The sequence below is a fragment of the Paenibacillus sp. J22FR5 genome, from assembly GCF_059691975.1.
The window spans coordinates 56,430-81,522 of record NZ_JCAUAN010000015.1; the positions used below are offsets into that span (position 1 = coordinate 56,430).

21 protein-coding genes and 1 other annotated feature are annotated in these 25,093 nt (G+C 42.4%); of the genes, 15 read left to right on the plus strand and 6 right to left on the minus strand.

Annotation, left to right across the window (positions count from 1 at the left end; genetic code table 11):
- The first annotated feature begins 3 nt into the window (after window positions 1-3).
- From AC58P7_RS19155 to argS, 8 genes are all read left to right on the plus strand, one after another.
- Window positions 4-4,902 carry a DUF4132 domain-containing protein gene (locus tag AC58P7_RS19155; RefSeq protein WP_497345612.1) on the plus strand — a complete coding sequence of 1,633 codons (4,899 nt, stop codon included), beginning with the start codon at window positions 4-6 and terminating at the stop codon, window positions 4,900-4,902.
- A gap of 25 nt (window positions 4,903-4,927) precedes the next feature.
- Complete coding sequence (locus AC58P7_RS19160) at window positions 4,928-5,413, plus strand: DinB family protein (protein ID WP_497345614.1); 486 nt, start codon at window positions 4,928-4,930, stop codon at window positions 5,411-5,413.
- On the plus strand, window positions 5,391-5,936 hold the full coding sequence (locus AC58P7_RS19165) for a GNAT family N-acetyltransferase (protein WP_497345616.1): 546 nt from the start codon (window positions 5,391-5,393) through the stop codon (window positions 5,934-5,936). Before AC58P7_RS19160 ends, AC58P7_RS19165 begins: the two co-directional genes overlap by 23 nt.
- A 175-nt stretch (window positions 5,937-6,111) precedes the next feature.
- Window positions 6,112-6,675 (plus strand): TetR/AcrR family transcriptional regulator, encoded by a 564-nt coding sequence (locus AC58P7_RS19170; protein WP_497345618.1) that lies wholly within the window; start codon window positions 6,112-6,114, stop codon window positions 6,673-6,675.
- 31 nt (window positions 6,676-6,706) lie between these two features.
- On the plus strand, window positions 6,707-7,960 hold the full coding sequence (locus tag AC58P7_RS19175; RefSeq protein WP_497345620.1) for a cytochrome P450: 1,254 nt from the start codon (window positions 6,707-6,709) through the stop codon (window positions 7,958-7,960).
- A gap of 54 nt (window positions 7,961-8,014) precedes the next feature.
- The gene (locus AC58P7_RS19180; RefSeq protein ID WP_497345622.1) at window positions 8,015-8,704 is read left to right on the plus strand and encodes a hypothetical protein; all 690 of its coding nucleotides are present in this window, start codon (window positions 8,015-8,017) and stop codon (window positions 8,702-8,704) included.
- Between the two features lie 100 nt (window positions 8,705-8,804).
- Window positions 8,805-9,173: a VOC family protein gene (locus tag AC58P7_RS19185; RefSeq protein ID WP_497345624.1), complete on the plus strand. Its 369-nt coding sequence runs from the start codon at window positions 8,805-8,807 to the stop codon at window positions 9,171-9,173.
- Between the two features lie 157 nt (window positions 9,174-9,330).
- Window positions 9,331-9,549: a binding site (T-box leader), on the plus strand.
- A 48-nt stretch (window positions 9,550-9,597) separates the two neighbouring features.
- Window positions 9,598-11,307, plus strand: a complete 1,710-nt coding sequence (gene argS / locus AC58P7_RS19190; RefSeq protein ID WP_497345758.1) for an arginine--tRNA ligase — start codon at window positions 9,598-9,600, stop codon at window positions 11,305-11,307.
- Between the two features lie 101 nt (window positions 11,308-11,408).
- Here the strand turns inward: argS and AC58P7_RS19195 are convergent, their stop codons facing one another.
- A complete protein-coding gene (locus AC58P7_RS19195; RefSeq protein ID WP_497345626.1) occupies window positions 11,409-11,717 on the minus strand; it encodes a hypothetical protein in 309 nt (102 codons plus the stop codon).
- A 128-nt stretch (window positions 11,718-11,845) separates the two neighbouring features.
- Entirely contained in the window at window positions 11,846-12,019 is a 174-nt protein-coding gene (locus AC58P7_RS19200; RefSeq protein WP_497345628.1) for a hypothetical protein, read from the minus strand.
- A 422-nt stretch (window positions 12,020-12,441) separates the two neighbouring features.
- Between AC58P7_RS19200 and AC58P7_RS19205 the strand changes: the two genes are divergently transcribed.
- From AC58P7_RS19205 to AC58P7_RS19220, 4 genes are all read left to right on the plus strand, one after another.
- Window positions 12,442-13,491 carry a multicopper oxidase domain-containing protein gene (locus AC58P7_RS19205; RefSeq protein ID WP_497345630.1) on the plus strand — a complete coding sequence of 350 codons (1,050 nt, stop codon included), beginning with the start codon at window positions 12,442-12,444 and terminating at the stop codon, window positions 13,489-13,491.
- A 20-nt stretch (window positions 13,492-13,511) separates the two neighbouring features.
- A complete protein-coding gene (locus AC58P7_RS19210; RefSeq protein WP_497345632.1) occupies window positions 13,512-14,729 on the plus strand; it encodes a ZIP family metal transporter in 1,218 nt (405 codons plus the stop codon).
- A 32-nt stretch (window positions 14,730-14,761) separates the two neighbouring features.
- Window positions 14,762-14,941, plus strand: coding sequence for a twin-arginine translocase TatA/TatE family subunit (locus tag AC58P7_RS19215; protein WP_497345634.1), 180 nt, complete (start codon window positions 14,762-14,764; stop codon window positions 14,939-14,941).
- 323 nt (window positions 14,942-15,264) lie between these two features.
- On the plus strand, window positions 15,265-16,281 hold the full coding sequence (locus tag AC58P7_RS19220) for a Gfo/Idh/MocA family protein (protein WP_497345636.1): 1,017 nt from the start codon (window positions 15,265-15,267) through the stop codon (window positions 16,279-16,281).
- Window positions 16,282-16,380: 99 nt separating this feature from the next.
- Here the strand turns inward: AC58P7_RS19220 and AC58P7_RS19225 are convergent, their stop codons facing one another.
- Window positions 16,381-16,599: a hypothetical protein gene (locus tag AC58P7_RS19225; protein ID WP_497345638.1), complete on the minus strand. Its 219-nt coding sequence runs from the start codon at window positions 16,597-16,599 to the stop codon at window positions 16,381-16,383.
- A 301-nt stretch (window positions 16,600-16,900) separates the two neighbouring features.
- Between AC58P7_RS19225 and AC58P7_RS19230 the strand changes: the two genes are divergently transcribed.
- A complete protein-coding gene (locus AC58P7_RS19230; protein ID WP_497345640.1) occupies window positions 16,901-17,884 on the plus strand; it encodes a YutH/CotS family kinase-like spore coat protein in 984 nt (327 codons plus the stop codon).
- 106 nt (window positions 17,885-17,990) lie between these two features.
- Here AC58P7_RS19230 and AC58P7_RS19235 read toward each other — a convergent pair whose 3' ends face one another.
- Together AC58P7_RS19235 and AC58P7_RS19240 are read right to left on the minus strand one after the other, a co-directional pair.
- On the minus strand, window positions 17,991-19,172 hold the full coding sequence (locus AC58P7_RS19235; protein ID WP_497345642.1) for an NAD(P)/FAD-dependent oxidoreductase: 1,182 nt from the start codon (window positions 19,170-19,172) through the stop codon (window positions 17,991-17,993).
- A 21-nt stretch (window positions 19,173-19,193) separates the two neighbouring features.
- Window positions 19,194-19,625, minus strand: coding sequence for a helical membrane plugin domain-containing protein (locus AC58P7_RS19240; RefSeq protein ID WP_497345644.1), 432 nt, complete (start codon window positions 19,623-19,625; stop codon window positions 19,194-19,196).
- 291 nt (window positions 19,626-19,916) lie between these two features.
- On the opposite strand from AC58P7_RS19240, the gene AC58P7_RS19245 reads away from it, so the two are divergent.
- Window positions 19,917-21,413: a hypothetical protein gene (locus AC58P7_RS19245; RefSeq protein ID WP_497345646.1), complete on the plus strand. Its 1,497-nt coding sequence runs from the start codon at window positions 19,917-19,919 to the stop codon at window positions 21,411-21,413.
- A 158-nt stretch (window positions 21,414-21,571) separates the two neighbouring features.
- Here AC58P7_RS19245 and AC58P7_RS19250 read toward each other — a convergent pair whose 3' ends face one another.
- On the minus strand, window positions 21,572-22,033 hold the full coding sequence (locus AC58P7_RS19250) for a GNAT family N-acetyltransferase (protein WP_497345648.1): 462 nt from the start codon (window positions 22,031-22,033) through the stop codon (window positions 21,572-21,574).
- Window positions 22,034-22,654: 621 nt separating this feature from the next.
- On the opposite strand from AC58P7_RS19250, the gene nirB reads away from it, so the two are divergent.
- On the plus strand, window positions 22,655-25,087 hold the full coding sequence (gene nirB / locus AC58P7_RS19255) for a nitrite reductase large subunit NirB (protein WP_497345650.1): 2,433 nt from the start codon (window positions 22,655-22,657) through the stop codon (window positions 25,085-25,087).
- Window positions 25,088-25,093 lie beyond the last annotated feature (6 nt).

Below are 25,093 nucleotides of genomic sequence, written 5' to 3' on the forward strand. Positions count from 1 at the left end.
TTCATGACGGTTCAGTTGCCTGCAGAAAATAACGATGATTTTCAAATGAAAATGGGACACTTAGTTGGAAGTGAGAGACAATTAGCGCTTCTGATTTGGGAAAACTTATCCAAAACGGTGTACGCAAGACGGTATAACATGGAAGAGGTTAGAAACCTGCTAATCGAGTTGGCAGCCAGAGACGATTCCAGGTTATTTGATCCTTTAATGACGATTGCAACGTGTATCATGGGGGGGAGCTATTCAACCAAGATTCTGGCTTACATCATTCATCATTGCACTGAATATCCTTATAGTATTGGCTACTACAGAAGACCGTACCGGACAACGAATCGTTTAGCCCATGTTGAAAGTGTGATTCGTAAGTTTTTTGAATTAATGGATTTGAGATCAGATTTTTCAATTTTATCGTATCTTTCTTCCTCCAATCAGCTTGAGAATAGCGCGATTATCAGCCATATTCTTGCTTATGAATTGGATCAACAGAACGAAGAGATTTTGCAGGCTCTTCAAAATGTTGTATACGGAGATAATAACACGGCGCTCCTTAATCGCCATATGCTGAAAGGTATGGTTTTAAGCCATCATCCAGAAGCCTACAAAATGCTTGGACAATTGCTTATTGCTGCTCGTCTGCAAGAAGGGTTACGCCAAAGTATCGTTGAGGTCATGGATGAGGGGACGTTAGCGTGCACACTTTATCTATTAAACATCATCATTGAGAATGATTTCATACGATATAGTTCCATTGTTCGTGCATTGGATGTTTGGACAGGACTACAATTAGAAGCAGCGAACACGCGAGTGCTCAAACAATGTATGGGTTACGCCTACACCTGTTTTACGGATGAGAATACGAGATCAGAATGGTCACAAGACAATGACGTCCAGAAGCTGTATATGAGTTTATGGGCAACAGCAGTAATCGAAGAGGAAGATTTACAAAGTAAACTCCAGATGATCATGGATGGCGGAAACCTCTATCAGCAAATTGTTGCCCAGTACTTAGTATCCCAAAGTCAAAATAATGAATTGAAATTCAAGCTTTCCGCACCGTACTTGGGAGCAAATGATCCTGAGTTACAGTCACTCTTGATTGCAAACTACGGGTATCAATGTTCGTACACCTATTACCAGCAGTTAATCGAACAACCCAGGGAATATAAGGTTCGTTTCGAGAAAGTTAGCGAGTTGGAAGATAAGCTAGCGCGTAAGCGGCATTTTCAATTCTTTCAAGGAATGCTCCTGCATCTACCTAGTAAGGAGTGGTCGGCAACATCCAAAGTATTTGACTGGATGACGATTAGCTGTTCAACAGACACCATCGCACACAAAATGTTGTATGTTACGGCATATGATTTTGATCCTAATTTTATTGCTGAATTGATTGCTCTTAAAGATAACGTGAGCCCGGATTTCAGAGGTACTCTGATTACACACTTCGCTAAAGACTTTAACGATAAGACGCAGCGTGAATTTATTTTTGAAGCCTTGTCGGATAAAAGTATATCGAATCGTGAAATTGCACTTAAGCAGATTATGAAGATGGAGCTTACTTCATCTGAAATCGAATCGATTTCTGGCTTGCTGAAATTAAAAACAGGCGCATTAAGGCAGATTGCAATTACAATCCTGCTTAGATTAACGAATGAAGCCTTGCTTCCAACCGTCGAAACTCTTCTCACAAGTAAAGTTGAACTCCAGCGTCTTGGAGCGCTAGAAATGTTGTGTGAACTAAAGGAGGATCCCGAACACCGGTCGCGTTATGAGTCACTTCAACCTCATTTGTCGATGATTCAATTGCCTACGGATAAGGAACGCGTTCTTATTGACCGATTACAACAACAAGAGCCATACGGTTTAGCCAACGGTTTCGGCTTATTCGATAGCCAAAAACCAGTGATGCTCAAGGGAGTTCCAGCGTATGAGGATTTTCAAGTACGAGAGTCCTTTACACTGTCGACGGATAAAGTAACAAGCTTTCTTCAAGGGCTTTCAGATCTGGTCCACGAACATCGCGAATACGAGTACATAGCCGAAAGATACGCGGGTTACAAGGAAGCCTATTTAATAGGAACCAGATTGGATCGATTAGTAGGCCATGATACGCAAGAGGAGACTTCAATTATTGATGCTTATCCCTTGGCTGAAGTGTGGAAGGGGTACTTGGAAGAGAGCGGTGTAGCAACCTCCGACCTTGTTCAATTAGCTTTTTATCTGTCGTCAGATGCCCTAAATAAATATTATACAAACAAAATGGAACAGTGGGAAATGCATCGGTACAAATCGCTTGAAGGCTGGGGAACAAACGTCCTATCCGGACTCTACCCAATGGACAAAGTAAAGGAAGTCCAGGCATTTCTACAAATAATGAAGTATAAACAACAAGTTCACCAGCTCGTGATGGCCTATTATAAGGACAGTGCGAAGGAAGAACGGTTTAAACTCATGAGTCCAATTTTAAATAAGATCATTTCATCCTTGCAGAGCGTTGAACGCGATGAGAAAACGGCAGGTTATTCACTATTATCATCACCATGGTTGTGGTGGATAAAGGCTTGTATCTATGATGATCGAGCTTTTACCGAATATTTCGCCATGAACATGAATTTGGATCTACTAACCCAATATGAAGAGTTCCACCCCGAGTTATCAGACTTTGTTAGAGCTTATAACTTGAACTTCATTACCGATGATGAGATGTATAAAGAACTTCTGACTCGAAAAAGAAGTCAAAGGCATATCCATACGATGACCAATCCACGCGTGGATTTTGTTAAAGAATATCCTGCTATCCAACCATTTAAAGAGAAGACAATTGCAAGAATTATCGAGATTGAGCTCAATCGGGGGGAATTGCCAACAGAGGTCAGTCATTTAGTTAATGGCATTAATTATTATCAAGGCGTGACATCTTTTCTTGATATTTTATCCAGGTTAGATCAAGATACCTTTGTTCGCGGTTACTATTATGGCAATGGTACGAAGAAGGAATCACTAAGCCATTTGTTGCGCGTGTGCCACCCCAAAGAGAGTGAAGATGTATCGTTCTTAAGAGAAGCGCTGTCCAACAAACATATTTCTGTTAAAAGATTATTAGAAGCAGCCATGTATGCACCACAATGGATTGAACTCATCGCTAAGCATTTGGAATGGGACGGTTTACGAGGGGCTGCTTGGTATTTCCATGCTCAAATCAATGAAAGCTTCTCTGCTGAAAAGGAGACGATTGTTGCACATTATTCACCAATCTCACCGGCTGATTTCAATGATGGGGCTTTCGATATCAATTGGTTTAAGGAAGCCTATCAGCAAGTCGGAGAAGAGCGCTTTGATATCTTGTACAGTTGTGCAAAGTATATCTCCGCAGGATCTAATCACAGAAGATCACAGTTGTTTGCTGATGCGGTACTTGGGAAGTTGAGCTTGGAAGAGATGAGAACTTCTGTGGAAACGAAGCGAAATAAGGATCATCTGCTGTGTTATAGTCTAGTTCCGATTGGTCAAGATCAGGATATGGACGTTCTTGGCAGATATGAATTCATCCAACGTTTTATCAAAGAAAGCAAGCAATTTGGCGCACAACGACGTGTAAGTGAGTCCAAAACAGCCGATATCGCCTTGGATAACTTAGCAAGAAATGCAGGCTATAAAGACGTAACCAGGTTGAAATGGGACATGGAAGCGAAGAAAATGAATGAAATAAGGAAAGATCTCGAAGCGACAGCGCTTGATGACATGATGGTGAAGATTGCGATCAACGAAGATGGCAAAGCGGAGCTTGAGGTGACCAAGCAAGGAAAAGCATTGAAAGCTGTTCCGACTAAATACAACAAATCCGAGCTCATTCTATCGCTAAAAGAAAAAGTGTCGGAGCTCAGGGATCAATACAAGCGAGCAAAAGCTGAGTTGGAACGTTCCATGGAGCTAGGCGTCACTTTTACCAAAAGTGAACTTAACAATCTGACAACCAATCCAGTGGTAGCCCCACTGATTAATGCACTTGTTTTCAAATCTGGAGATCAACTCGGTTTCTGGCACAATGGGGGGTTGATTGATGCCAACGGTGAAGGATATTCCTTAAGCGCTGAAGAAGAATATATCATTGCCCATCCCGTTCATTTCTACGAAAATGGGTGTTGGAGCCAGTATCAGAAGCTCGTATTTGATCGCGGGCTGAAGCAACCTTTCAAACAAATATTTAGAGAATTATACGTGCCGAATGAAGACGAATTAGCGAGCGGTACCCTATCCAAACGGTATGCCGGACACCAAATTCAGCCGAAGAAAGCAGCTGCACTTCTAAAAGGACGCATGTGGACCGTTAACTACGAAGAAGGCCTCCAGAAGGTCTATTATAAAGAGAACATTATCGCCAAAATTTACGCACTAGCGGATTGGTTCTCTCCATCGGAGGTTGAGTCACCCACGCTTGAAAGTGTTGCTTTCTTCGACCGTAATACGTACGAGGGACTGGATATTAGTCTAATCCCTAAAGTGATTTTCTCAGAGATCATGCGAGATGTTGACTTAGTAGTCAGTGTGGCACACGCAGGCGGCGTGGATCCGGAAGCCAGCTTAACGACGATTGAATTCAGAAGAGCGATAGTCAAGGAATCACTTCGATTGATGAAAATTAGCAACGTCAGGCTGGAAGGGAACTTCGCCCATATTACTGGAGATTTAGGGGAATATGGCGTACATCTAGGCAGCGGCAGTGTATATAAGCAAGCAACGGGAGCGCTCTATATCATACCAGTACATTCGCAACATAGGGGGCGCATTTTCTTGCCATTCCTCGATGAGGATCCCAAAACCGCAGAGATCTTGTCTAAGATCGTGATGCTAGCTCAAGATACCAAGATCAAAGATCCGCAGATTTTGGAGCAAATTAAGGCGTAACTTTATTAACGGAAAGAGGGATCATATGGATCAAATCGTGTTCAAACAAACTGAATTTATTCGTCAACTCACTATTAATGCTGTTAAGGAATTATCGGAAACTAAACTAGATGTTACCCCAAAAGGGTTTAACAACAATATGAGATGGAATTTGGGTCATATTTATGTGGTTCAAGAGAGATTTGCTTTTTATTTTTCAGGTGAGCCTATGCAATTACCTGAGAGCTTTGATCGTTTATTTGCAAAAGGGACCAAACCAGCCGACTGGCAGGAGGAGACCCCAAAACTCGAGGTATTACTTGAGATGCTGGCAGAACAACCCAAGCGTATTCAGCACGTTTTACAAAATCGTTTGAGCGAGCAAGTGAAACGACCTTTTACAACTGGAAGTGGTTTATTGCTGAGCACAATAGGTGAGTTCTTGAATTTTACGCTTTATCACGAGGGTATGCACTTTAATACGATCCAACTGTTGAAACGATTTGCTGATGAAACATCAAATAACCACTAAATGGGACGAAGCCATATGGCTTCAAGCAGCGAACGTATATAATGAGGCTTTTCCAGAACATGGCAGAAAACATCGCGCTCTCATTCACAGCATGTTCGAAAGAGGAATCTGCATGCTGCATACGTGGGGTAATGGTTCGGAAGTTATAGCCATGGCACTCACCGCGATGAATCAGAAGGCGAAAGTTCTCATTATCGACTATATCGCAGTTGGCCGGGATCAGCGTGGCAAGGGGATAGGTCTGCAGTGTATGCAAGATATTCGTAATTGGGCAAAAAGTGAAGGTTGTGAGTGTATCGTCATTGAGGTAGAGGCTGAATCTACTGAGGAAAATGCGGAGAGAATTCGATTCTGGGAAAAAGCTGGGTTTCGTTTAACCGATTACGTGCATACCTATATTTGGGTTCCCGAAACGTATCGGGCTATGTTCTTGAGCTTTGGAGAATTCGATCAAGAAGATGGAAAACAATTATTCGAGTACATTACTGCGTATCATGAGAAAGCCTACCGTAATAAAGGGTGATTTTACCCTTTTTTACGATAGGCTTTTTTTCATCGCTCGTTTTGCAGAGCTCTATTTGAATATCATTCGCAATAATGGGGCACTGCAATCTAAAAATTAGGATTGACAATCCAATATATTCCTTATAACATACGTTATATAACGTATGTTATATTTATTTTATGGAGAAGATGAGATGCCCCCAAAAGCAGAGATAAGCAAGGAAATGGTTTTAGACGCCGCGTTTGAAATTATAAGGAAGGAAGGCTTTGAAGCTCTAACAACAAGGAGCATCGCACTCAAGCTAACCTGCTCGACGCAGCCCATTTATAGCGTATATGGGAATATGGAAGCCGTAAAAGACGATGTCTATAAAATGGCCGTTAACTATGCGCTTTCCAGCATGAAGCAATATGAGAATGATAACAACGAGCCAGCCATGAATTTGGCAATCGGTTGCTTGTTATTTGCCCAGAACGAGAAGCAGCTATTTAGAACAGTTTACCTCTCAGATCATAACAAATATGACAAAGACCAGCTTAACAAGGAAATGTTTGAGGCTTTTTTGGAGCTAGATGAACGATTTAAAGAGATGGATGCAAGGAAACTCCAGAAAATGTTTGAAAAGTTAACTATATATTGCGTTGGCATTGGCGTGATGATTAGCAATAATTCATTGGAATTGGACATCAACGATGCTACGGAGATGATCGAGGATATGTATGATGCTTTGAAAATGAAGGAAGGTTTTACGAATTAATTGATCTTCTATTATAAGGAGTGAGATCGAATTGCAAAAGAAACAGCTAACCTTCGAGAAAACTGATATTTCTGCATGGTTTAGAACGTACTTTGATCGATTGCACAGTGATCCTTCTTTATTTTATTCTTATTTGCTCGAGGAAGAGCCAATATGTTATTTAGATGAGCCTAGGTTTTGGGTCGTTTCCCAGTACGATGATGTCAGTCGAATATTGAAGGATCCGGCGTTCGTTCGTGAGTACAAAAATGCGATTCCGAAGCACAAACAACAAGAATTGCCTCCAGCCCCTAAAGAATGGAAGCCGGTAAATGATCTTCTAGATAACTGGATGCTGTTTCGCGATGCGCCAAGTCATACAAGATTGAGAGGCCTCGTTAGTCATGCCTTTTCGCCACGAACGATGGAACGGCTGAAATCGAAAATACGAGCTATCGCGGAGTATCTTGCCGATCGAATGGCCGAAGATCCACAGCCTGATTTAATCGCGTCGTTTGCTTTTCCTTTGCCAGTAATTGTGATTGCTGAGCTTCTCGGTGTGCCTCCAGAGGATCGTGAGTTATTCAAAGAGTGGTCCCATACGTTTGCGAGGGTGCTAGAGGGTGGCGATCAACCAGCAGAATTTGCCCAACAAGCTAGAAAGGCAGCAGAAGACATATCCGAATATTTCCGACGCTTGATTAGTAAGCGAAAGTCCAAACCGTGTGAAGACTTGATTAGTGAGCTTATAACGGCTCAAGAGCAAGGAGATGCATTAACTGAGCATGAACTTGTAGCAACCTGCGTGTTGTTGCTCGTTGCAGGTCATGAAACGACCGTAAACATGATCGGGAATAGTGTACACTTACTTCTAAACCATCCAGATCAGCATAACCGTTTGCTAGAAATGCCAGACATGATACCTTCCGCTATGGAAGAAGTGTTACGATTTGAAAGCCCTGTACGGACGACAACTCGTATTGCATCTATCGATTACGAAATTGAAGGTCAGACCATCCGGCAAGGACAGACCGTAAGCGTATTGCTAGGTGCAGCCAATCGTGATCCCCGCCAGTTCGAGAATCCGAACGGATTTGATATCGGGCGCAACCCGAACCGCCACTTGGCATTCGCATCAGGTCCCCATTTCTGTCTAGGTGCACCGCTTGCACGTATGGAAGGGGAGATAGCACTTTCGGTCCTATTGGAACGCTTTCCACGATTCAATAGGGTAAACGACAAGCCAAATTGGCGTAGAAATATTTTGTTCCGAGGATTAGAGTCAATGTCCTTACAGTTGGAATAGTTTCGAGGAAAATGCAGCAAATATTATGTGATGAAAAGATGAGGCTAGAAAACTATGATAAAACGATTGATGTATAGGGCTGAATGGCAGCAAGGACAAGAATCCGCTGGAATTGAAGCTTTAAAGATAGGTGAACAAGCACGTAACCTGGTGGAAAAGGGAGAGCTTATGACCGCTGCAGCTTTCATTTGGAGAAATAATCTATTCCTCTATTATGAATGCATGGAGCGAGAGGTGTCTCCCGATGAGATTGCAGGAGCAGGGACCCCTTTTTTAAAAGAATGGCCTGGTCAAACAGAGCCACGTAAGTGGATTCTAATGATGGATGTGTTCCACTTTAACGAACCTGCTAGCTATGAACACTGGCTGAGAAAGCAACCGGTGGTGTCGCGGGTGGGGAGGGTCGCTCATTTGAAGCCTGAGATGATCAGCAGTTACATTTATTATCATTATCAGCTACAGGAAGAGCGGGCTTTCCACGGGGACAAATATGAAATTATTGCGATGCATGAGAATCTGTTGTTCGGGTATCAGGAATTTCCAAAGGTCATCGAGGAGCCTGTTGTTCCGGGACGATTGAACACGAAAGGCACCCCCGAGAATTGGAACGATTCGCGCATGGATCTCCATTTCCAGCCGTGGGAAGAGGATGGGCATTTGTATTTTAAACCGATTGAGCAAGTGTTTGCTTATTATATTGGTGATATAAGACAAAAAGAAAAAACGATAGAGGAATTGGAATAAATATGCAGAAACTTATGGATTTATCAAGGAATAACCGTTACAATATTCGTGTAATGAAACTAAGTTTCATTAAATGAAACATTGGCGGAGGAGATAAATCATGTCTTTTCATTTTCTTGGGATTGATCACATTCAACTGGCTGCGTCGGAAGGCTGTGAAACAGATGCAAGACATTTTTTTGCTCAACTATTAGGATGGAGTGAGATCCCAAAACCTGAAAACTTGAGTCGGCGTGGTGGTGTATGGTTTCAATGCGGCACACATCAGGTTCACATTGGTGTTCAAAAGGACTTCATTCCCGCAACCAAAGCCCACCCTGCATTTCATGTTCAAAGTATAGATGATTTGAGAGAGCATTTACGCCAACACAATGTTCAAGTAATTGACGATGATGCCCGAACAGATGAAGGTATCAAACGCTTCTATGTAAATGATCCTTTCGGTAATCGACTTGAGTTTATTGAATAATGGTCTGTAGACTTTTCTGAAGTGGATAAAAAAAGGCGCGACTCAAAACTGAAGAGATTACAACAATGAGAGGTTTGTGCAAGCCGATGCCAGGAAGCGAAAGATATTCCCTTGACATTCCACTAAATCCCTTGTAAAATATTGAAAAATTCATAGCGAAATATTGATGAATGGGACAGTAATTCCAGCAGACAGTCACAGCGAGCCGGGTCAGTGTAAGCCGGTACGGATGTTGCGAATGAAGCGGACCCAGGAAATGGTTTGCCGAAATGGAGTAGGTAAATCCGGTCTGTCGACCGTTACGAAGCAGAGTGGTTAAACATGAGGTTTAACACTTAGAGTGGTACCGCGGGAATTTATAGCTCTCGTCTCTTATATAGAGACGGGGGCTTTTTGTATTTTCATAAAAGGAGTGAGACACATGATTCATGTAAAGTTGTATTTTGCTAAAAAAATTGCATGTATTCTCTCGGGCTTCGACGCGCAAGAAATCGCCGTATTAATGGAATACCCAACGAGTTCGGACCAAGGATACGTGTCGCTCCCGTGTTTTCGACTTAGCAAAGCGCTGCGTAAATCACCTCAAGTTATTGCTGAAGAGTTGCAAGCAGCACTCCAAGATGAGGAACTAGACTATACAGAAGCCGTTTCGGGTTATTTAAACATATATATCAAAAAGGCTCGCTTTGCTGAAACGCTTGTGAAGCGCATTTTACTGGCTGGAGAACAATATGGATCTCAGGATTTGGGGCAGGGAAGAACGGTGGTTATCGACTATTCTTCACCGAACATTGCGAAACCTTTTCATGTTGGCCATCTCAGATCCACAGTAATTGGCAATGCGTTATATAAGATCCATTCTTTCCTCGGTTATACCTGTGTGGGTATCAATCATTTAGGAGATTGGGGTACGCAGTTTGGAAAACTGATTGTGGCCTACCATTTGTGGGGAAGTAGGGAGGCTGTTCATAGTGGCGCTATCGATGAGCTTCTTCACCTGTATGTGAAATTCCATGAGGAAGCTGAGAAGGACCCCTCGCTAGAAGATCAAGCACGTTCGTGGTTTATGAAAATGGAGAAGGGCGATCAAGAAGCGATTACTCTATGGCAGTGGTTCGTCGAAATCAGTATCACTGAATTTCAAAAGATTTATAAGCTATTAGGCGTCCAATTCGACGCTTATCAAGGTGAAAGCTTCTACAACGATAAGATGGATCCCGTCATTCACGAGCTGAAAAAGAAGCATCTCTTGGAAGAAGATGAGGGAGCCTGGTTAGTACGTTTGGATGCATTCGGCATGGCACCGGCTTTAATGCTGAAAAAGGATGGCAGTTCCCTGTATCATACGCGAGATTTAACGGCTGCTTTATACAGAGCGGATAAGTATGCGTTTGAGAAATTGATTTATGTGACCGACTATGCACAAAATCTTCATTTTCAGCAATGGTTTAAGGTTGTTGAATTAATGGGCTATGCATGGGCATCCAGGCTTGAGCATGTCGCATTTGGTCGTGTGAGCATTGAAGGAGGAGCCTTGTCGACGCGTAAAGGCAACGTGATTAAATTAGAAAATGTACTTGGGCAAGCGATTCAGAAAATCATGGATTTCATTGAAGCACGTAACCCGGGCTTAGTAAATAAAGAACAAGTTGCCGAGCAAGTTGGGGTTGGGGCTGTTATTTTTAATGATTTGAACGCGAATCGAATCAAAGACATAGATTTTTCGTGGGACGAAGCACTTAACTTTGATGGCGAAACAGGGCCGTACATCCAGTACACGTACGCAAGAACATGCAGCGTGTTGAGAAAAGCGCAGCAGGCAGACGCATATCCTACTCATTTAATGGAACTAAACGGTAGCTATTTGCAAAATAAAGAAGCCCTAGCGGTTGTTAAATTGCTCTACCTTTTTACAGAACGCGTGGAACAGGCGATGGTAAAGTTAGAACCTTCAATTGTATCGCGTTATCTCATTGATCTCGCTCAAGCTTTCAATCGCTTCTATCATGAATGTTACATCCTTGTGGAAGATGCTCACTTGCGCCAAGCGCGTCTTGCGTTGGTGACATGTGTTCTAATTACACTGCAAAATGGTTTGAAATTAATCGGGTTGCAGGCACCACAAGAAATTTAATATCATTAATTATTGATGTAATGACATAAGCTGAATCAGGCAAACACCGCTCCTACTACCAAAGGGCGGTGTTTATTCATTTGCAGGAACCGAATACGCAATTATAATTCCGCAGACTTCGACTCTTTAGCAAGATTCTGTTTCAACGAAGCTTTCTTCGCCACTAACGATTTGGCGTGATCCTTTTGCAAACGATCACTGGTTTTCATCTCTTCATTTAGCTTATTCACACGTGACATTTTACTGCTCAGATCACTATGCGACTGGCTTAATTTCATATCTCTTTGAATTTGATTAATTTTGGCTTGTGCTTTTTCTTTCTTTTTCTTCTCGTTCGCACTTTTACTCTCTAAGTCAGCAATTTCTTTGGTTAACTGACTGACAATTGATTTCGTGAAGCTAATGGCCATTCTGACACCCCGTATCTATTTCGTGTAACTGAGACATCATTTTACTATAAATGACGCATAGAAGCGAGAAATGCCCTTCCTTTCAGTTGTTGGTTGAGAGGAGAGGGCATTATTTAGTGTCGACTATATTATTTCCAACCTGTAGCGGTCATGGTTTGTTTCTTCCGATTAAACAGCTTTTTGAACAAGCTTACTTGCTTTTTTCGTCTGAGAGTCAGTCGAACGCCTTCGATTAGCAGCAAAGACCTTAGTGAATCGCGTCGATTAAGCGTATGTAATCTTTTAATAAACTGCTCGTCCATGTTGATCATCCTCCCAAGTGTATGCACAATGGTATGAAAGCTTGAACAACTAACCTGACTCTATTATAAATGCTCTTAGCGAAAATATTTGTCAAAATGGAGAGGTGAATCACGCTAGTTTTGTCGAAAACGCAAGGGATTTTCCGTGATATTATTACTCGAGGTAAGGAACGCGGGCAAATCCGTGAGGATGTTAACTACGAGAGCCATTCAAACGAGAGCGTGTAATTAGCATGTGTTGGATACTTTGGCAAGAAATTTTAACAAATGGGTTTACTTTCTCTGCCTTTCAGCATATAGTTAAAACACGGTGTTTCCTTTGGTAAACTTTTTGTCCCATTGGAAACTTATTTTTCGCCTTAAATGTTTCCCTAGGTAAAAATTATTGTAAACAAGCAATATATATGGAGGAGGGCATATCGATGTTTCATAAATCAGATAAAAAACTATCGAGACGTAATCTTTTGAAATTAGGAACGACAGGGGCCTTTGCTGTTATAGGGAGTGCTTTGTTGAATCCTGCTTCGCTATTTGGCAAATCTACAGTTGCATTAGCACATGATAAACATGACATTCATCATGCCATGAAGGAACAATTACATGAAGGAATGAAGCATGGGTACGTTCCAAGCACGGAAGTGACGGAAGGCTTTAAAGCCGCACAAAAAGCGCTCACAGCATTTGATTACGGTAAAGTTAGCAAGCTTCCTGATGGCAGAACGTTAAGGGAATATGAGATCACAGCCTTTGAAGCCAACGTGGAAATTGCAAAAGGAATTAAATTCCCCGGTTGGACGTTCAATGGTACGATTCCTGGACCTACTATTCGTTGTACCGAAGGGGATGTTCTTCGCGTTAACTTCTCCAATGCAACGCTGCATCCACACTCCATTCATTTTCATGGTATGCATCCCACGAATATGGATGGTCTAGAAGCTGTTCCTTCTGGTGGTTCATTTACTTACGAATTTGAAGCTAAACCGGCTGGTATGCATGTCTATCATTGTCATGTTGCGCCACTTGCCCGGCATATTCATAAAGGACTTTACGGGAATTTCATTATTGACCCGAAGAAACCAAGAGCAGCAGCCAAAGAGTTCAGTATGTTGATGAATGGTTTCGATCTAGACCTTGATGGGGAAAATGAAATTTACACGGTGAATGGCTATGCTTTTGCCTACCAACAGGAACCTATTAAAGTCAAAGTCGGAGAGCTTGTTCGTATTTATCTTAGCAATCTGACGGAGTTTGATTTAATTAATTCGTTTCATCTCCATGCAAACTTTTTCAACTATTATGCAACGGGGGCGGATCCTGAAGCTCGTCCAGCGTTTACAGATACGATTATGCAGTGCCAGGGCGAACGGGGCATCCTAGAAATTGTTTTTCCTTCTCCAGGGCGATATATGTTTCATGCACATCAAAGTGAATTTGCAGAGCTGGGTTGGATGGGATTCTTCAGTGCTGAATAAGAAGGGAGGCGGAATACGCTATGAGTATCAACTTACAAACCAACGGAAAGCCAATAAAGCCATCTACATCTAAAATGAAAGCCATACTTTGGGGCCTTCTTCCTCTCATATTGTTACTAGCCATAATTACAACGATTGCGAAAGTAGGTACAGGAATCGAGAATGAGCCTGCTGCGCCTATTGAAGTCCTGAATGTAGAGAAAATTACACTCAGTGAAGATGGTTTCCAAGTGAAGGTGTTAAACTCAGGGCCAGAGGAATTAACCATTGCGCAAGTTGTTGTCGATGGCGCCTTTTGGAATGCTACATTTACACCTAGTGATACGCTAAAAAGATTTGAAAAAGCAACCATCCATATTCCATATCCATGGGTTCAAGGAGATCCGCATGAAGTGAAATTCATCACTTCCAATGGATTGATTTTCACGGGGGAAGTCGCAGCGGCAGCCCTAACTCCTGAACCGAATGGAAAACTATTTTGGCAATATGCCTTAATTGGCTTCTATGTTGGGGTTATTCCGGTGGGGCTAGGGCTTCTGTGGTATCCATTTCTACGAAGATTCTCAGTTAGAGGCATGCATGCCATTCTCGCCTTAACGGTTGGCCTGTTGTTCTTCTTAGTCATTGATACGTTCCAAGAGGGATTTGAAATGGCTGCGGAAGCGCCAGGCGTATTCCAAGGAACAGGTTTAGTCTGGTTCGGCGCACTGTTGAGTTGTCTCTTCCTGATTGCTGTGGATCAGTCGAATGAGCGCAAATTGAGCAGTCAGGCCTTTGAGGGCAAGCGAGTCTCTAATAAAATCGCCACAGGTATTGGACTTCATAATTTTGGTGAAGGGCTTGCGATCGGATCTGCTTTTGCAGTTGGTGAGGCAGCGCTAGGTACATTCCTGATCATCGGGTTTACCCTTCATAACATAACAGAGGGTGTAGGGATCGCGGCGCCATTACTGAAAGATCGTCCAACGTGGAAGACATTTGTTAAGTTAGCTTTGATTGCCGGTGGACCTGCCATTATTGGGACATGGGCAGGAGGATTCATATTTAACGATACGTTAGCTGCTCTTTTCTTCGGCATTGGTGCGGGTGCGATTCTGCAGGTCATTTATGTGATTTCGAAAATGATTCTGAGAGAATCCGAGAAGAAAGGTTTATCACCGGTATCATGGTTAAACTTCGGCGGACTTACGGCAGGGATTCTAATTATGTATGTGACTGCGTTAATGGTGAAATTTTAAGCGTTCCTAAAATGAAAAGGTAGGTGATTTGCATGTTATCAGGTATCGGCATACCGGGACTTATCATGATCGTGGCTGTTGCGTTACTGTTATTTGGGCCAACAAAGCTTCCGCAGTTGGGGCGTGCTTTTGGTACAACGATCAAGGAGTTCAGACAGGGAACCAAGGGTTTATTGGAAGAAGATCCGAAAGATAAGCCGAAGGATGAGTAATGGATCTAGCAGAAGAGAAGGTGTGCATCTAGCACGCCTTTTTTTTTGTTTCAAAGTCCATGGAGACACAGTGAACGCTTTGCTTGACCTCACGGCTCGGTGAAAAGAGTCTACGCATGAAATCACCTGATCTAAAACGTTGGCTTGAAAGCGAAGCGGAAAAATTGATTAAAGATAATCCGAAAAAGTCATGATATAGCAATAAGTAGTCAATTTCCGCCGCAAAATGGAAAAGGATTTGATGTGTGATGAGCGAACCTATTAGATACCTTTGAAATATCTTCAAGCCGAACTATCACATTTAAGCAGAAAAGGGGTTTCCCATGAAACAGATTGGTGTTGCACTTATTGGTTGCGGGGCGATTTCCAGCGTACATTTGAAAGCCATTTCACAGATACCTTCAGCAAAATTAGTGGCCGTAGTCGATACTAACGCCGAATTAGCAGCGCAAACAGCCGAAACGTATCAATGCAATTATTACACGGAATATCTCGAGATGCTGAAGAATCCTGATATTGATCTTGTTCATGTCTGTACAGCTCATTATCTTCATGCACCTATGGCAGTCGATGCGCTTAATGCTGGTAAGCATGTGCTTACAGAAAAGCCAATGGCTGAAACCAAAGAGGCTGCTCAAGCGATGCTGCGTGCTGCTGAAGCAAATCCGAATGTACAGCTTGGCGTTATTTTCCAAAATAGATATAATCCCGCATCCCAACTTATGAAAAAAGCGGTGGATTCCGGTGAGCTAGGAAACTTACTATGTCTCAAAGGGATGGTAACATGGTGTAGAGATGCGTCCTATTATCAAACAGAATGGAAAGGGAAGTGGCAAAAGGAAGGTGGGGGTGTCCTCATTAACCAATCCATCCATACGCTAGATCTGCTGCAGTGGATAGGTGGTGAAGTAACGAGCATTAAAGGGACAATGTCGACGGATTCACTAGAGGGGATTATCGAAGTGGAAGATACCGTTCATGCGCACCTCACTTATCAAAACGGAGCAACGGCAATCTTTTATGCTACGAATGCCTATGGGGTTAATTCACCAGTTGAGATCGAGCTTGTCTTCGAAAAAGGGAAGTTAGTTCTTACTGGAGATACCTTGTATCAACTGATTGATGGCGTGCAAATGGTGCTAACCTCACCAGAAGCCAATAATTTGGGTGCTAAATCGTATTGGGGAAATAGTCACAACACGCAAATCGCTGATTTTTATGATCATATCCTGAAAGGACGTAGTTATGGTCTGAACGGACCAGAGGGCTTCAAGGCGTTCAATCTGGTTATGGATGTTTATGCCTCTGCAAGATCAGGGAAACGAATAAGCTATATCTAACTTTTGCTTTAACATAAAAAAAGAGACTGTCTCCAAAGTTGCTTCGTCGCAGCTTAGGAGGCAGTCTTTTCTATTTTAAGCAAACTAATTTCTAATTATTTACGTCTCAGCACGAAATAGGGTCCCATCATCACGGAAGTAAAAGGCGATTTCATCCGATATCGTGCTCAGTCTTACGGAAGTTCGAGTGAACTCTTCGATGATGCCACGATCGACTTCGGTGTAAACACCATCAGCGTCCGATTGCCATACGGAAACCGTTGTTTGAGATAACGCGGCGGTAAATAGATCTGCATCCGATTCTAACGTTTTCAACATCAGCGTCCACCTCACCTTCGCATAAGTTGAGTCAATAGCGATTTCACTTTATGCGAAATATTACTTGAGTATATTCGCAAGACTGTAAGAAATGCAATGTCTTTCTCAATGAAGTACATACAAATGCCATAAACTGGTATATTTTCGATGTGTTAAACCAAGCCTTCCCGGCTTTTCTAATCGTGTGTTGATTCAAATAGGTCTAGTTTAATCCGCTTACATCCAAACTTTTGTGGACAACAAACATAAACTATCTAGAAATACTATATTAAGAGAGCATTACTAACAGGATGTGGTGCTGATGTTTAAAGGACTTCTAGAAGCCGTTGAGAAAACATACGGTTTGACGATTCAACAAGTTGAAGTCATTCGAAACACATCTCGATCTTTTGTTGTAAAAGTGACTGCCGTACAAGGCATTTTTATTTTGAAAAGTATGCATGCCGATGAGCTTCGATTGCAATTTATACTTGAAGCGGAAGACTTTCTCAGAAGGCGTGGAATTAAGATTCCATCGGTTCATCTTACACGTGAGAATAATCCATATTTTACCTATAATAGCGTTCTTTACGTCTTAAAGCAGTGGATTTGTGCCGTTCCATATCAAGTCATCAACGTAGACAAAGCGGTTAGGTTGGCCGAACTGCTTGGCAAAATCCATGCAATTTCAAAAGGATATCATTCATCCTTCGGACCTTGTTTCTATGGTGCTGCAAGGTGGGAGCAAGAGTACGAACAAGCGATTCGTTTCTTAGAGAAATGGAAAAACGATAGCTCACAAATGAAAGAAGCATGGCGAACAGCTGTTTTAGAGTATGTTGATTTTTATATTTCAACTGGCAAATTTGTGAAACAAAACGTCAGGACAAATGCATGTTTCCGTATACGGAAAGACAATCACCCTACACTTGTTTTAAGTCACAATGATTTTCATACACAAAATGTTCTACTGAATGAATACTTAGATGTTTATATAATTGATTGGGAGTTTGTCAGATTGGACTTTCCTTCAAGAGACATGAACCGGCTGCTCTATGAGATGTTGAAAAAATCCACAGCATGGAATCATCTAGTTTTCCACAAAGTAATGCGTTCGTATCTTGACCAGAATAGACTCTCTGATGAAGAAAAGAAGCTGATGTTTCTCGATTTGGCTTTTCCGCATAATCTATGTCGGAATCTGATTTGGGATAAATATGCGCGGATGTCAGAGAAAGAAATAAAGGAATTGTTACAGAAAGAATATGATAAAACGAAATATCTGCTCGAATGTTTCAAAAAGTAAAACTAACTCGCTATTAAACCGCGCGAAAAGGGCGGTCATTATTCATCGTAGTAATGAAAAAAAGATGTCCAACAAGCCAATAGGCTGTGGGACATCTTTTGTATGATTAATATGCTAGAGCGAAGAGACCGTGAATATGGGACAAATAGCGAACGTTGCTCGCTTCTTTCATTAGCGTAGCAGGTAAGCCTTTGAGCTGAGTATTATTCCCACCGATTGTTCCGATACCGTCTTTACGTCCTAGGCTGCCAAGTGTTCCGGAGAAGACAGGTACGAATTTCTCCATCACGCCGCCTTTTAGTTGAACGGACAAGTTGTAACCAACGGTTTCACCCATTTGCCAAGCAAGCTGAGCCGTAGGAGGGTAAGGTCTTTCACTGCCTTCAGGGAAAACGACTGCGCAATCGCCTGCTAAGAAGATATCAGCGTGCGATGTGGATTGAAGTGTCGATGTTACCGTAGCGCGGCCTCGATCTTCCGCAATGCCGCAGCTGCCAACAACATGATTACCTTTAACGCCACCTGTCCAAATAATGGTGCCCGCATCGATGATTTGTCCATTTTTCAGTGCTACCGAATTTTTCGTAGCTTCGGTAATGGCGACGCCTGTCAAGAAAGTAACACCACGCTTCTCAAGGCTCGTTACGGCACGCTCAATGAGTACTTGTGGGAATACGGGTAAAATAGCAAGGCCAGCTTCAACACAGTAGATCGAAATGTCATTGAAATCAATTCCTTTACTGCGGCAAACTTCAGGCAGTTTATCGGCAAATTCACCAACAAGCTCAACACCTGTTAAACCACCGCCACCAACAACAATCGTTGCATCGGCTTTATTGCCAGAAGCTTTATAAGCATCCAAACGAGCTTCGACATGTTCCCGAATACGGTTGGCATCTGCGGCTGATTTTAGAATGAAGCTATTCGCTTCCAGACCTGGAATACCGAAGTAGTTCGTTTCACTGCCAAGTGCAACAACAAGTGCGTCGTAAGTATGTACAGCGCCGCTGCTAGTTAGAACTTGTTTCTCATTCGGCTTAATCTCTTTAATCGTATCAACAACAACATTCACATTCTTGTCGCCTAGCAGCTTCTGAAGCGGCAGTGCAACAGCTTGCTCTTTAATCGTGCCGCCAGCTAATCTATGCAATTCTGTAATGATTTGGTGAGTTGAGAATTTGTTAATGATCGTAATGGTAGCTTCTGAAGATGTCAAATGTTTACGTGCTGTTAATGCAGTCAAAAGACCACCGTAACCGCCGCCTAGAATTAGAATTTGTTTAGCCATCGTTATCATCCCTTGTCCGGATTAGTTTTTTCGTTCAGCGAGTACGTTCAAGAATGCTTGAGCAAATCGAAGTGTTTTCTGCACTTCAGGGTCTTTCAGCATTTTCAACATACCGAAAAGACCGATAGTAGCTCCTGCGTCAGCCTGAGACCGTTCACCAGCTTCAATTGCTGCCGATGCGATGTTTTTGGCTTTCTCTTGTACGGGTTTTACGAATTCGCCAATACCTTGAGCAAAATCGTTAATGAGAACTTTGTCTGTCGCCACGTTTTGCGCGAAATCGTAAGCTTTCGTTAGCATGGTGACCATTTCTGTTAGTTTCGGAAGGTTATCTACCAGAAGTGAAAGCGATTGTTGCACCTCGGGCTTCAGTAATTGATCTAGTACATCTAATGATTTGGGTTCAGCAGCAAGCGTAGCTGCCACTTCTTGAACTGATGATGTCTGTGACATAGGACAATATCCTCCTTTGCGTAAAAAAAAATCGTATTACATTATTCTACACCGTTTGACAATTAATTGATAAAAGCAAATATTTCAAATCCGTGAACATCTGCTATATAAAATACAACACGGGACTTAATTCACGAATATTAGGTCTAATAGCAGTGACTAAGGAATCCTTCAGCGGTCTTTTTTAAACAAAATACAATTATTATCCAAAATGAGTTAATTTAACACAACAATTCCGAGCTTCCTTGCGTCTAATGGAAATGGAATACATTGGAAGCGGGGTGGTTGTTTATGAGAATCCGTACAACGATAATTAGTGTACTCTTATTTCTTATTTTCATCATTGGATGTGAGAGAGAAGACAACGTTATACCAGAGCAAGTTGCTGTAGAGAGCAATGCACCGCTTGAATTGGTCACGGTTACAGCATCTTCCAATCCGGTTGAACCGCCAGCGCAAGTCGATAACAGTAGCAAAGCTGTCAATATTATTTTAGAGCCCAGAGGATTCTTAAAGGCGCCGATCAAAACCGTTGTCGCTGACACACCCCAGACATTCACAATCGAGTTCCCGGAAGGGATGAATCGCCAATCAGTTGAAGATACAATACGGAAATTAACTACGATTAATGGAGCAGCACCTAAGCAAATAGACCTACAATTTAATTGGACAAATGAGATGATATTACACCTTACCGTCAAAGTTGAAGGCATCGAGAACAACTTGTATCCAATAGATGGATATACAGTCGATGTAAACGGAGCGGTCACGACTTCTGGTAAGGTACTAAAAGATGCCCCTACATTTCGATCCTTAATTCAAAAGCCCAAACAATTATGGCGTATCTCCTTAGCAGATGGACAAATTGAAAGGGTTAGTGAGTTCAAAGAGCCGTTTAACTTGCAATCCCTGTATGATGCCAACTACATGCTGGCCATGCAATTTCTTGATTACTGTGAATGCGACATGATGTTGCCACGTATATCTTCTGTCTACAACATCGGACTGGATCAACTGACGACGTACTCTGTACCGCTCATGATTCAATATAAGGGGCAAGGCGATTTTGTCGCAGATAAGCGGGGGTTTTTCTACGAGCAACCGAAGAGCGGGGAAGTGATTCTTCCTAGCGATAAGGCGGAGAGTGTTCACATCGTTGGATACGTACATGGAGCTGCATTTAGCCATGACCGCAAAAATCTTCTTCTCGCAGTCGGCCAAGACAAGCAGGAAGTTGACTTAGATTTTGTCATTTACAATTTAGAAACGAAGAGAACAGTGAACATGCCCAAGAAACTCATAGGTCAAGTGCCTGATAATCAAGTTAGCTCAACCAAAATTCCGATTCAATTTCAAGATGACGGTACCTATGTCTACACTTATATGTTAAATGATGAGAGCCATGACATACAGGAATACCGCTACACCTGGAGCAGTGGGATGTTTGAGGCGTGGAAATCACCAGTTGAAGACAATGCTTGGAATGGTTTCTTGGCAACCGATGATGGCGCATATCGATATTATTACAATGATGGCATGTATCGTGGGAATGAGCGGACAAATTTGCCAGATGATGTATATCTAAGCTTTTGGCTGAAAGGAACTCATCGATTTGTGTATCTGAAAGCTACCGATTCGAACTCACCTTCACCACAAACCGTAAACAGCTATGACGTCGATGAGATGAAAATACGAACAATTGCAAAACTCCCGCCGGGGGATCAGTTCTTGGTTGGCAGTAGTGCGGATGGGCGTTGGGTTTATATTTATACGGGAAATGAGTTATGAGATTAGAAACTATCAGAGTGAGGTAAATAAAAAGCTCCGCCATCCCAACGGATCGCGGAGCCTTTTTGCGTTCCCATCAGCTGCACGATGGAATCGCAGAGGTTGGATCCTGAGTCTCAAATGACTTTGGTCCAACCTCTTTATCATGACTATATAACTTAAATAAGTGCCTTTTCATAGAGATACACATGGAAACCGTCGATAGTAGCAGGGCCTTTTTGCTGATACCCGTTTTTCACAAAAAGCTTTTGAGCGCCATATTGGTTAGAGAGTGTGTCTAGAATGAGATGTTTGATGCCAAGTTCTTTGGCTTTATGTTCCAACTGGGAGAGGATTTGCTGACCGTATCCTTTGTTCTGATAGCTTGGATGCACGCGAAGACGTTTGATTTCTGCTTTATCATTCTCAAGAAGTTTAAGACCGCCCATAGCTACTACGACGCCGTCAGACTCAGTTCCAACTAGAAATTCTCCGCCATCGTTTAAATATTGCTCAGGAATATGCAAAATATCATGATAGTGTTGATGGGTAGGTTCTACTTTTGCTTCAGAGATCACTAATAAATGAATTCTCCATAAATCATCCGTATCTAGCGTAGAATATCTCCGTGTCTTAATCATTGGATCGTTCGCCACCCTTCTAAAATTTTCTTGTTCACGTCCATATATGTAATATAAACTAACGTTTCTTTGATAACAAATAACCTTTTCTTATAGAAAACGATAGATTATTCAATATTTCTAATCTGATCGCACATATATCTGACATCGTAATTGAGATTAGTATCACTTCATAGAAAATGAAGGTTTTCGTTTTACAGCATTATCCATTGAAAATAAGTAAATCTGGAATTCTAACGATGAATGATGTAAGGATTGATTCTAAAAGGTCAACTTTTCCTTAAAATTTGTAATGTTACATAACATATTAAGATGAAATGGTAATGAAAATAAGCTGAAAAATTGTGAAAATCAAAATACTGAAAGCGGAATCAAAGCATAAAATACGTATATTTTTCATTTAAATTTACTAATTGTTCGTGTTTTCAAAAAATATATGTGTATTTGAACAATTTTGCGGGAAATTTTTGTTGAAAAATACGAGAATGCAGAGTATATTATTTACAAGTTAGATTATGTTAGATAATTTTACATTAAATTTTATATGAGATTATTATCATACAATTTAGATGTTATATGACGCATGATGTTATGTAATATCGAGTGGGGGCGTGAAATTGGATGAAGAAAAAAATAGTTTTGGTTGGAAATGGCATGGCTGGTGTTAATTGTCTCGAACAATTGCTAAAACTTGCTCCAAACTCATACGAAATCACGATCTTTGGGAAAGAACCGCATCCTAACTATAATCGTATCCTGCTCTCATCAGTTTTGGCCGGAGATGCTGATATGAAGGACATCGTTATTAATGATTGGTCCTGGTACACGGATAACAACATTACCTTGCATACCGGTCATACCGTTAACAAGATTGATACGGATCGCAAGCTCGTCAGTACAGACCTTGGAATCACGGTATCCTATGATGAACTGATTCTGGCGACAGGATCGCTGCCGTTCATGCTTCCGCTGCCTGGGGCAGACAAGGAAGGTGTGATCGCGTTCCGTGATATACAAGATTGCGAGACGATGATGGAAACAGCCAAGAATTACAAAAAAGCGGTAGTTATCGGTGGCGGTCTACTCGGGCTTGAAGCAGCACGCGGATTGCTGAACCTGAATATGGAAGTTTCCGTCGTTCACATTAATGAATACTTAATGAATCTCCAACTCGACAGAACGGCATCCTTACTGCTGCAGCAAGAACTGGAACACCAAGGGATGAAGTTTCTGCTCAAGAAAAATAGTGAAACCATTCTAGGAAAAAAACGTGTAACAGGACTTCGTTTTACGGATGGATCGGAAGTCGAAGCTGATCTCGTTGTTATGGCTGTTGGGATAAGACCAAATATTATGCTTGCGAAAAGCAGCGGTATTGAAATCAATCGAGGCATTGTTGTCAATGATTTCCTAGAAACGAGTGTCCCGAATATATACTCGATAGGCGAATGCACAGAACATCGTGGTGTTGCATACGGTCTGGTTGCTCCGCTATATGAGCAAGGTGCTGTTCTTGCTAAGAGACTAGCGGGTGTTGGTACGGATGGCTATCAGGGTTCAGTTGTATCCACGAAACTCAAAGTATCAGGTGTTGATGTATTCTCAGCAGGCGAATATGCAGATAAACCGGGTACTCGTGCTGTTCGTGTACAGGACGATTTCGAAGGCATCTATAAGAAGGTTGTCATTCGAGATGGGAAAGTTATCGGGGCCGTCTTGTTCGGTGACATCAGCGATGGTTCTAGACTATTTGCAATGATCCGCAATGGCGAGGATGTAACAGGCAAAGAAAAGACCGTACTCCTTGGTGAAGGAGGAGGCAAGGCGAAGTCTGGTGTTGATTTAGTTGCGGGCATGAGCGCAGATGAAATCGTATGTGGCTGTAATGGTGTTTCTAAAGGCGCCATTGTACAGGCGATTCAAGAAAAAGGCTGCTCCAGCGTTAATGATATCAAAGCATGTACCAAAGCATCCGCTTCTTGCGGAGGTTGTAAGCCGCTTGTAGCCGATGTGCTCACTTACGTACTTGGTGCAGACGGTGTGAAAACCGTAAAGGAAGGTATTTGTGGGTGTACAACGCTCGGGCGTGATGAAGTTGTTGAAGCGATTCGTACCATGCAACTAACGACAACGAAAGAAGTTATGAACGTTCTCGAATGGTCCAATACAGAAGGGTGTTCCAAGTGTCGTCCAGCATTGAATTACTATCTGGGTATGGTGTGGCCGGAAGAGCATGAGGACGAAAGAGAATCTCGTTTTGTGAACGAGCGCAATCATGCGAACATCCAGAAGGATGGAACGTACTCCGTCGTTCCGAGAATGTACGGCGGCGTGACGACACCGAAGGACTTAAAGAAAATTGCTGAGATCGCAGAGAAATATGAAGTGCCGCTCGTTAAAGTGACAGGCGGTCAGCGTATCGACTTACTCGGTGTGAAGAAGGAAGACCTGCCTGGTATGTGGGCTGATCTAGATATGCCTTCAGGCTATGCTTACGGCAAGTCGCTTCGTACGGTGAAAACATGCGTGGGCTCCACGTTCTGCCGCTTTGGCACGCAAGATGCCATTGGTATGGGCATTCAGCTTGAGAAGAAATTCGAGCGCCTATATACACCGGCAAAAGTTAAAATGGCTGTCTCGGGTTGCCCGCGTAATTGTGCGGAAGCGACAATCAAAGATTTCGGCGTTGTCGCCATTGATGGCGGCTGGGAACTCCATGTTGGTGGTAACGGAGGAACGAAGCTGCGTGGAACTGATCTTTTATGCAAAGTAAAAACGGAAGAGGAAGTGCTTGAATGGTCTGGCGCTTACCTGCAATACTATCGGGAAACCGGGAAGTACAATGAGCGCACATCGGAGTGGTTGGAACGCGTAGGGCTAGACACTATTAAAACTACATTGGCGTCAAGCGAAGATCGCGCTGCCTTTAATGACCGCATTAATAAAGCATTATCTCTAATGAAAGATCCATGGAAAGAGATCATTGAAGAAAAGGCGCTACGCCAAACATTTACACCCATGGAAGAACAATCCGCGGCGTCGATTTTGAAATAGAAGGGA

Excerpts from the sequence above, each read along its gene's own strand:
- AC58P7_RS19250 (WP_497345648.1), bottom strand. The coding sequence starts at position 22,033 with ATGATTAAGACACGGAGATATTCTACGCTAGATACGGATGATTTATGG.
- AC58P7_RS19245 (WP_497345646.1), top strand. The coding sequence starts at position 19,917 with ATGAGAATCCGTACAACGATAATTAGTGTACTCTTATTTCTTATTTTC.
- AC58P7_RS19240 (WP_497345644.1), bottom strand. The coding sequence starts at position 19,625 with ATGTCACAGACATCATCAGTTCAAGAAGTGGCAGCTACGCTTGCTGCT.
- nirB (WP_497345650.1), top strand. The coding sequence starts at position 22,655 with ATGAAGAAAAAAATAGTTTTGGTTGGAAATGGCATGGCTGGTGTTAAT.
- AC58P7_RS19185 (WP_497345624.1), top strand. The coding sequence starts at position 8,805 with ATGTCTTTTCATTTTCTTGGGATTGATCACATTCAACTGGCTGCGTCG.
- AC58P7_RS19205 (WP_497345630.1), top strand. The coding sequence starts at position 12,442 with ATGTTTCATAAATCAGATAAAAAACTATCGAGACGTAATCTTTTGAAA.
- AC58P7_RS19215 (WP_497345634.1), top strand. The coding sequence starts at position 14,762 with ATGTTATCAGGTATCGGCATACCGGGACTTATCATGATCGTGGCTGTT.
- AC58P7_RS19160 (WP_497345614.1), top strand. The coding sequence starts at position 4,928 with ATGGATCAAATCGTGTTCAAACAAACTGAATTTATTCGTCAACTCACT.
- AC58P7_RS19180 (WP_497345622.1), top strand. The coding sequence starts at position 8,015 with ATGATAAAACGATTGATGTATAGGGCTGAATGGCAGCAAGGACAAGAA.
- AC58P7_RS19155 (WP_497345612.1), top strand. The coding sequence starts at position 4 with ATGACGGTTCAGTTGCCTGCAGAAAATAACGATGATTTTCAAATGAAA.
- AC58P7_RS19235 (WP_497345642.1), bottom strand. The coding sequence starts at position 19,172 with ATGGCTAAACAAATTCTAATTCTAGGCGGCGGTTACGGTGGTCTTTTG.
- AC58P7_RS19210 (WP_497345632.1), top strand. The coding sequence starts at position 13,512 with ATGAGTATCAACTTACAAACCAACGGAAAGCCAATAAAGCCATCTACA.
- AC58P7_RS19195 (WP_497345626.1), bottom strand. The coding sequence starts at position 11,717 with ATGGCCATTAGCTTCACGAAATCAATTGTCAGTCAGTTAACCAAAGAA.
- AC58P7_RS19225 (WP_497345638.1), bottom strand. The coding sequence starts at position 16,599 with ATGTTGAAAACGTTAGAATCGGATGCAGATCTATTTACCGCCGCGTTA.
- AC58P7_RS19220 (WP_497345636.1), top strand. The coding sequence starts at position 15,265 with ATGAAACAGATTGGTGTTGCACTTATTGGTTGCGGGGCGATTTCCAGC.
- AC58P7_RS19230 (WP_497345640.1), top strand. The coding sequence starts at position 16,901 with ATGTTTAAAGGACTTCTAGAAGCCGTTGAGAAAACATACGGTTTGACG.
- AC58P7_RS19200 (WP_497345628.1), bottom strand. The coding sequence starts at position 12,019 with ATGGACGAGCAGTTTATTAAAAGATTACATACGCTTAATCGACGCGAT.
- AC58P7_RS19170 (WP_497345618.1), top strand. The coding sequence starts at position 6,112 with ATGCCCCCAAAAGCAGAGATAAGCAAGGAAATGGTTTTAGACGCCGCG.
- AC58P7_RS19165 (WP_497345616.1), top strand. The coding sequence starts at position 5,391 with ATGAAACATCAAATAACCACTAAATGGGACGAAGCCATATGGCTTCAA.